Genomic DNA, 4,908 nt, shown 5'->3' on the forward strand with positions numbered 1-4,908 from the left:
CGCAGCGAGCACCGCGGCGGCGGTGTCCACATCAGCGAGCGTCTCGGTCATGGAACAACCCAACCAGCGAGCACCGACATTTCGACCCCCGAAACCGGCCGATCTTCCACCATCCGGAAACGAAGTTCCGACGAGTTCGCGGCGATCCGCCAGCCGGCTCGCTGGCGGGTCGAAGCCGCCCTCGGGTGACCCTCGCCTCGAGCCACCCCACACGCCCACCCCCCACCCTCCGTGATACTGGATCCGTGACCTCCCTCGACCCTGCCGTAGCCGCCCGCCTGAAGAGAACCGCCGACGGGCTGGTCCCTGCCGTGGTGCAGCAGCACGACACCCGCGAGGTGCTGATGCTCGGCTGGATGGACGACGAGGCGCTGGCGCGCACGCTGAGCACCGGGCGCGCGACGTACTGGAGCCGCTCGCGGCAGGAGTACTGGCTCAAGGGCGAGACCTCCGGCCACGTCCAGCACGTCAAGGAGGTCCGGCTCGACTGCGACGGCGACACCCTGCTCGTCCTGGTCGACCAGGAGGGCGCCGCCTGTCACACGGGGGACCGCACCTGCTTCGACGCCGACCTGCTGCTGGCCCCGGCCGAGGGATGACCTCGATGTCCCACCCGAACCGACGAACCTTCGGCCCCGTCCTGGCGCTCGGCCTCGCCGCGGGCGCGCTCGCTGCGGTCGCCGGCAACAAGTCCTGGGCCGGGGCGAGCGGCGCCGGGGCCCGAAGCTTCTCTCAGCTGAGCGCCACCTCCGAGGCCGAGCAGATGCCCGCCGCCGGTGCCTTCGCGCTGGTCGTCCTGGCCTGCTGGGGAGTTCTCCTGGTCACTCGTGGACGGGTACGCCGTGCGGTGGCCGCCCTGGCGGCACTGGCAGCAGCCGCCACCCTGGCCAGCGTGGTGGTCGGCTTCTCCTCGGTGCCGAGCGCGGTGCGGGCCAGCTTCGCCGACGTCGGCATCGACCAGGTCGACGTCACCCGGACCGGCTGGTTCTGGGCAGCAGCCGTCGGGGCGCTGCTCTCCCTGCTCACCACCCTAGCCGCGGTGCGCTGGGCGCCGTACTGGCCCGAGATGGGCACCCGGTACGACGCCCCCGGAGCCGCAGCCGCGCCGACATCGGCCACGGCGAGCGACCCGGCCGACCAGACCAGCCTCGACCTCTGGAAGGCGCTCGACGAGGGGCGCGACCCCACCGCGGGCCCGGCTGAATAGAATGGCCCCACCACCGCACGTCCCCCGTCACGAGGAGCACGCATGTCTGACAGCCACGGCAACACCCCCGCAGCCTGGAGCGCCGTCTTCGTGGGGCTGCTCGGTTTCGTCGTGGGCAGCGTGGCCCTGATGCTGACCCCGGTGAGCATGGTGATGTTCTGGGTGGGCGTCGGTATCGCGCTGGCCTCCCTCGTCGTCTTCTTCGTCCTCGCCAAGCTGGGCTTCCACGCCTCCGACCACTGATGCCGTGAGCCTGGTCGCGCCGCTCTCGTCGAGCCGGGCCTCGCGCCCGGTCCGGCTGGCCTCGCCCCTGGCGGCCGGAGCGGTGGCGGCGCTGGGCACGCTGGCGCTGCGGCTGCGCGACCCGCACACCACGGGCGCCTGGGGCTACTGCCCGACGGCGCTGGTCGGCTTCGACTGTCCGTTCTGCGGCAGCCTGCGGGCGGTCAACGACCTGACCCACCTCGAGCTCGGCGCCGCTGCGTCGAGCAACCTGCTGCTCGTGGTCGCGGCACCGGTGGTGATCGCGCTGTGGGGTCGTCGCCTGCTCGCCGCGTGGCGCGGGGGAGCGGCCGCCGAGCCGCTGGCCGTGCCCCGCTGGGTCTGGCTCACGCTCGCCGCGGTGGTCACTGTTTTCACGGTGCTCCGTAACCTTCCCGTGGGCGCCTGGCTCGCTTCCTGAGCCGCTCGCCCCACCACTGCCCGCGGGTGAGAGGCTTGGCCCACACCCCCTTCGATCGATGGAGTACCCATGTCCGTGCTGGACGACATCGTCGCCGGCGTACGGATCGACCTCGCCGCGCGCGAGGCGGTCACGAGCGCTGCGGACCTCCGCGCCGCGCTGACCGACGTGGACCCGCCGCGCGACCCCATGCCGCACCTGCGCGGCGCCACCTCCAGCGTCATCGCCGAGGTCAAGCGGCGCAGCCCCAGCAAGGGAGACCTGGCCGACATCCCGGACCCGGCCCAGCTGGCCGGCCACTACGCCCGCGGCGGCGCTGCGGCGATCAGCGTCCTCACCGAGGAGCGCCGCTTCGGTGGCAGCCTCGCCGATCTGCGCGCGGTCCGCGCCGCGGTGGACACCCCGCTGCTGCGCAAGGACTTCATCGTCACCTCCTACCAGCTCCTCGAGGCCCGCGCGGACGGCGCCGACCTGGTGCTGCTGATCGTGGCCGCGCTCGACGACGACCTGTTGCGCCGGTTGTACGACGAGGCGCGCGAGCTCGGGATGACCGTGCTGGTCGAGGTCCACGACGAGCCGGAGACCGAGCGCGCGGTCGCGCTGGGCGCGGAGCTGATCGGCGTGAACGCCCGCAACCTCAAGACCCTGGCCGTCGACGCGTCCACCTTCGGCCGACTGGCCCCGCACCTGTCCGAGGACGTGGTGGCCGTGGCCGAGTCCGGGATCGGCGGTCCCGCCGACGTCCAGCGCTTCGTCGACGAGGGCGCCCGCGCCGTCCTGGTGGGGGAGGCCCTGGTCAAGGACGGCGACCCCGCCGCCGCCGTGCGGGCGATGACCGGACTGCGCCCGACCGAGACCGAGGAGAGCCGATGACCGACCTGGGCACCTTCGACGCCGACCAGCAGGGCTGGTTCGGCGGGCCGGGCGGTTTCGGCGGCCGGTTCATGCCCGAGGCGCTGATCGCCGCCCTCGACGAGCTGACCGTGGCCTGGCAGGACGCGATGGCCGACCCGTCGTTCGTGGCGGAGTTCCAGGCGATCCTGCGCGACTACGCCGGCGTGCCCAGCCAGCTCTACGAGGCCACCCGGCTCGGCGAGAAGGTCGGCGCCCGGATCCTGCTCAAGCGCGAGGACCTGAACCACACCGGCGCGCACAAGATCCGCAACGTGCTCGGCCAGGCGCTGCTCACCAAGCGGATGGGCAAGACCCGGGTCATCGCCGAGACCGGCGCCGGTCAGCACGGCGTGGCGAGTGCGACCGCCGCGGCGTACTTCGGGCTCGACTGCACCGTCTACATGGGCTCGGTCGACACCCGTCGCCAGGCGCTCAACGTGGCCCGGATGAACCTGCTCGGCGCCAAGGTCGTGGCCGTCGACTCCGGCAGCGCCACCCTCAAGGACGCGATCAACGAGGCCCTGCGCGACTGGGTCGCCAGCGTCGACCACACGGCGTACCTGTTCGGTACGGCGGCCGGCCCGCACCCGTTCCCGAGCCTGGTCCGCGACTTCACCCGCGGCATCGGCGACGAGGCCCGGCAGCAGTGCCTGGACCAGTACGGCCGGCTGCCGGACGCGATCGCGGCCTGCGTCGGTGGCGGCTCCAACGCGATCGGTCTGTTCACCGCGTTCCTCGAGGACGAGGAGGTCGCCATCCACGGCTTCGAGCCCGGCGGCGACGGCGTCGACACCCCGCGGCACGCCGCGACCATCCACGCCGGCGCGAAGGGGGTGCTGCACGGGTCGCGCACCTTCGTCCTGCAGGACGAGGACGGCCAGACCATCGAGTCGCACTCGATCTCGGCCGGCCTCGACTACCCGGGCGTCGGTCCGCAGCACGCCCACCTGTCCGACATCGGCCGAGCGACCTACACCCCGGTGACCGACACCGAGGCGATGGAGGCGATGGCCCTGCTGAGCCGGACCGAGGGCATCATCCCGGCCATCGAGTCCGCGCACGCGATCGCCGGCGCCCTGAAGGTGGCTCGCGAGCTCGCGGCCGAGAAGGGGCCGGAGGCCACCGTGCTGATCAACCTGAGCGGACGCGGCGACAAGGACATGGGCACCGCGATCGAGTGGTTCGGCCTCGGCGAGCCCGACGCCACCGAGGGAGACGTGTCCTGATGAGCGTCGCCCGCGCCTTTGCCACGGCCCGCGCCGAGAACCGCGCCGCCCTCGTCGGCTACCTGCCGGCCGGCTTTCCCGACATCGCCGGCGGCATCGACGCGCTGCGCGTGATGGTGGAGAACGGCTGTGACGTCATCGAGGTGGGCCTGCCCTACTCCGACCCGGTGATGGACGGTCCCACGATCCAGGCCGCGGCCCAGCAGGCCCTGGAGCAGGGGATCCGCACCACCGACGTGCTGCGCACCGTCGAGGCCGTGGCCGCCACCGGCGTCCCGACGGTGATCATGACCTACTGGAACCCGGTCGAGCGCTACGGCGTCGAGCGGTTCGCCGCCGACCTGGCCAACGCCGGGGGAGCGGGCCTGATCACGCCCGACCTGACCCCCGACAGCGGCCCGGAGTGGATCGCGGCCGCGGATCGCCACGACCTCGACAAGATCTTCCTGGTCGCGCCGTCCTCGACCGACGAGCGGATCGCGATGACGACCGCCGCCTGTCGTGGGTTCGTCTACGCCACCGCCGTGATGGGCGTGACCGGCGCCCGGAACACCACCAGCGACCTCGCGGGCCCGCTGGTGGCCCGGACCCGCGCCACCACCGACCTGCCGGTCGGTGTCGGCCTCGGCGTCAGCAACGGCGACCAGGCGGCCGAGGTCGCCTCCTACGCCGACGGGGTGATTGTGGGCTCCGCCTTCGTGCGCACCCTGCTCGACCACGCCGACGACCGGCCCGCCGGCCTGCGGGCGCTGGCCGCGCTGACCGCCGACCTGGCCGCGGGAGTACGCCGTGCGTAGGGTCCCGGTCCTGGTCGCGCTCGGCACCGCCCTCGTGCTGCTGCTGACCGCCTGCGGCGGTGGCGCCACCCCGGAGCAGGAGTTCCGCGGCGCGGTCCTGAC

At 73.1% G+C, this 4,908-nt stretch carries 8 protein-coding genes; all 8 read left to right on the top strand.

The genetic code is table 11. The annotated features are described in order from the left end of the window. On the top strand, nt 1–189 hold a 189-nt coding region (locus ABZE72_RS15565), incomplete at its 5' end, for a hypothetical protein (RefSeq protein WP_372729947.1). A gap of 56 nt (nt 190–245) precedes the next feature. Continuing rightward, on the top strand, nt 246–599 hold the full coding sequence (gene hisI / locus ABZE72_RS15570; RefSeq protein WP_372729948.1) for a phosphoribosyl-AMP cyclohydrolase: 354 nt from the start codon (nt 246–248) through the stop codon (nt 597–599). A 5-nt stretch (nt 600–604) separates the two neighbouring features. Beyond that, complete coding sequence (locus ABZE72_RS15575; RefSeq protein WP_372729949.1) at nt 605–1,207, top strand: Trp biosynthesis-associated membrane protein; 603 nt, start codon at nt 605–607, stop codon at nt 1,205–1,207. A gap of 42 nt (nt 1,208–1,249) precedes the next feature. Beyond that, nucleotides 1,250–1,450, top strand: a complete 201-nt coding sequence (locus ABZE72_RS15580) for an HGxxPAAW family protein (protein ID WP_372729950.1) — start codon at nt 1,250–1,252, stop codon at nt 1,448–1,450. 4 nt (nt 1,451–1,454) lie between these two features. Further along, nucleotides 1,455–1,889: a DUF2752 domain-containing protein gene (locus tag ABZE72_RS15585; RefSeq protein WP_372729951.1), complete on the top strand. Its 435-nt coding sequence runs from the start codon at nt 1,455–1,457 to the stop codon at nt 1,887–1,889. A gap of 69 nt (nt 1,890–1,958) precedes the next feature. Next, nucleotides 1,959–2,762, top strand: coding sequence for an indole-3-glycerol phosphate synthase TrpC (trpC, locus tag ABZE72_RS15590; protein ID WP_372729952.1), 804 nt, complete (start codon nt 1,959–1,961; stop codon nt 2,760–2,762). After that, entirely contained in the window at nt 2,759–4,009 is a 1,251-nt protein-coding gene (gene trpB / locus ABZE72_RS15595) for a tryptophan synthase subunit beta (protein WP_372729953.1), read from the top strand. Before trpC ends, trpB begins: the two co-directional genes overlap by 4 nt. Beyond that, the gene (gene trpA / locus ABZE72_RS15600) at nt 4,009–4,806 is read left to right on the top strand and encodes a tryptophan synthase subunit alpha (protein WP_372729954.1); all 798 of its coding nucleotides are present in this window, start codon (nt 4,009–4,011) and stop codon (nt 4,804–4,806) included. The genes trpB and trpA overlap by 1 nt, the downstream gene beginning before the upstream one ends. Nucleotides 4,807–4,908: the final 102 nt, after the last annotated feature.

It is taken from the genome of Nocardioides sp., from assembly GCF_041600255.1.
Classification (GTDB): domain Bacteria; phylum Actinomycetota; class Actinomycetes; order Propionibacteriales; family Nocardioidaceae; genus Nocardioides.

Excerpts from the sequence above, each read along its gene's own strand:
- ABZE72_RS15575 (WP_372729949.1), top strand. The coding sequence starts at position 605 with ATGTCCCACCCGAACCGACGAACCTTCGGCCCCGTCCTGGCGCTCGGC.
- ABZE72_RS15580 (WP_372729950.1), top strand. The coding sequence starts at position 1,250 with ATGTCTGACAGCCACGGCAACACCCCCGCAGCCTGGAGCGCCGTCTTC.
- trpB (WP_372729953.1), top strand. The coding sequence starts at position 2,759 with ATGACCGACCTGGGCACCTTCGACGCCGACCAGCAGGGCTGGTTCGGC.
- trpA (WP_372729954.1), top strand. The coding sequence starts at position 4,009 with ATGAGCGTCGCCCGCGCCTTTGCCACGGCCCGCGCCGAGAACCGCGCC.
- trpC (WP_372729952.1), top strand. The coding sequence starts at position 1,959 with ATGTCCGTGCTGGACGACATCGTCGCCGGCGTACGGATCGACCTCGCC.